We start from the raw sequence: 2,307 nt of genomic DNA on the forward strand, positions 1-2,307 counted from the left end.
CACTCTCTTACGCATGCTGGGGCATCTCGATCGTGCTCGCTTTGTGGATGCTTTACGACTGGTTCAAGGTCGACACGACCTTCTCCGAAGAGGTGCTGACCTCGTCGCGCGAAGGCGAACTGGAAGCCACTTCCGAAAAACACCGGATCTGAGTGAGGATTGAACAATGACGATCGCACTTGAACCGGCTGCCCCGGCTGTCCAAGGGGACAGAGTTTCACTCCTGCGCGTGCTCGGACCGGCCCATGTCTGGGCGCTCGGCGTCGGCATCGTCCTGGTCGGCGAATTCACCGGCTGGAATTTCTCGGCGGACAAGGGTGGCGCGCTGGCCGCGCTCATCGTCTGCTGGGTCGTCGGATTGCTCTACACCTCGGTCGCGATGATCGATTCCGAGGTGACATCGACCGTGGCCGCCGCTGGCGGCCAGTATGCGCAGGCAAAGCACATCGTCGGACCGCTGATGGCGTTCAACGTCGCGCTGTTCCTGGTCTTTGCCTACACGATGCTCGAAGTGTCCGACGCCATCCTGCTCGGCGACACCATCGTCGCCAAGGCCGGCGTCGAAGGGCTCACCCACAATTCCTTCATCGCCGCGACCATCGTCGTGCTGGCGTGGCTGAACTATCGCGGCGTGCTGATGACGCTCAACGTCAACTTCGTCATCACCGCGATCGCCTATATCTCGATCGTCATCCTGTTCTTTTCGGTCAGCCCGTGGACGCAAGGCGCGGTGCTGAAGCTGAACGAACTGGTCACCCCAGGCAATGCGCTTCCCTATGGCTGGATCGGCGTCATCGCCGCCTTCCAGTTCGGCATATGGTACTATCTCGGCATCGAAGGCACCACACAGGCCGCCGAGGAAGTGCGCTCCCCGGCCCGCTCGCTGCCTTACGGCACCATGGCCGGCATGATCACGCTTTTGATCGCGGCGGCCATGACCTGGTATGTCTGCGCCTCCCTGATGCCCTGGGAATATCTCGGCATCACCTACTATCCACTGTGGGACGCCGGCAAGCTGACCGGCAGCCCGCTGCTCGAGAACCTGTTGTTCGTCGCCACGCTGCTCGCCGCGCTGGCGTCGGCCAATGGCTGCATCAACGATGCGGCGCGCGCCTGGTTCTCGCTCGGCCGCGACCGCTATCTGCCGACATGGTTCTCGGCCGTGCATCCGAAATATCGCACGCCCTATCGCTCGATCCTGTTCCTGCTGCCGATCGCGCTGGCCTTCGCCTTCATCGCCGACCTCAACCAGGCGATCACCTTTTCGATCCTGTCGGGGGTGCTGCAATACACGTTCATGAGCATCAACATCATCATGTTCCGCAAGAAATGGCCGCTGGGCTCGATCCGCCGAGGCTACACCCACCCCTTCCATCCGATCCCGGCCATGGTGCTGTTCTGCCTGTGCGTGGTGACCTTCTTCGCCATCTTCCTCGGCTTCGGCTCGCAGCTGATCGCCATGGTCGCCTTCTACTTCCTGATCTCGCTGTGGTTCCACTTCTACCGTTACAAATTCGTGCGGCGCGGCGACCAGTTCACCATGCCGTGGCCAAAGCCGCAGGGTTATTGATGGGAGTAGGCCCGTCCGGATCCCGGGCGGGCCTGGCATGAGAAAATGTCCGATCTGACATCAGCACTGCTGGCCGGGGCCATTGTCCTGGTTGTCGTTCTCCACCTTGCCTGGCAAGCGCGTGCCAGCCGCAGCAGGGCATCGATGGCGCTCGCCGTCGAGCAGGACCGCATCCGCACAATCATCGCCGATGCTGCCAATGTTTCGGATGGCACCGCCGGCGTCATCACCTGGGAAGGATCCTGGAACAGCAAACGTGTCCAGGTGCGCACCATCGTCGATACGCTGGCGACGCGCAAACTGCCGGCGCGCTGGCTCAGTGTTTCGATCACCGAAGAGGTCGCGGTACCAGCCACCTTCGACATGATGATGCGGCCGGGCTCGCCGACGACCTTCTCCAATTTCGATCATCTCGAGCATACGCTGCCCAAGGCTCCGGGATTTCCCGCCGAGTCGGTGCTGCGCACCGACCGCAGGGCGGCGCGCTTTCCGCAAGGCCTGATCGCCAGCCATATCGAGATCTTTTCCGAAGGGCGCGCCAAGGAACTGCTGATCACGCCCAAGGGTATACGCATCGTCTGGCTTCTGGCCGAAGCCGAGCGGGCGCGCTATGGCGTTTTCCGGCAGGCCGAATTCGGCGACGCCGCACTCGATCCCGCGCTGATCGAAAGGCTGCTGATGTCGGTGTCGGCGCTTCGCGACGCGATCAACAAAAGCGAACGGCAGGCCGCATGACC

The 2,307-nt window shown here is 62.3% G+C and carries 2 protein-coding genes; both read left to right on the forward strand.

What is annotated here, in order from left to right:
• Nucleotides 1-166: 166 nt before the first annotated feature.
• Nucleotides 167-1,570: an amino acid permease gene (locus tag ENZ75_RS29135; protein ID WP_024502594.1), complete on the forward strand. Its 1,404-nt coding sequence runs from the start codon at nucleotides 167-169 to the stop codon at nucleotides 1,568-1,570.
• A gap of 45 nt (nucleotides 1,571-1,615) precedes the next feature.
• Complete coding sequence (locus ENZ75_RS29140; RefSeq protein ID WP_024502593.1) at nucleotides 1,616-2,305, forward strand: hypothetical protein; 690 nt, start codon at nucleotides 1,616-1,618, stop codon at nucleotides 2,303-2,305.
• Nucleotides 2,306-2,307 lie beyond the last annotated feature (2 nt).

Source organism: Mesorhizobium sp. M7A.F.Ca.CA.002.04.1.1 (genome assembly GCF_004022805.1).
GTDB classification, from domain to species: domain Bacteria; phylum Pseudomonadota; class Alphaproteobacteria; order Rhizobiales; family Rhizobiaceae; genus Mesorhizobium; species Mesorhizobium ciceri.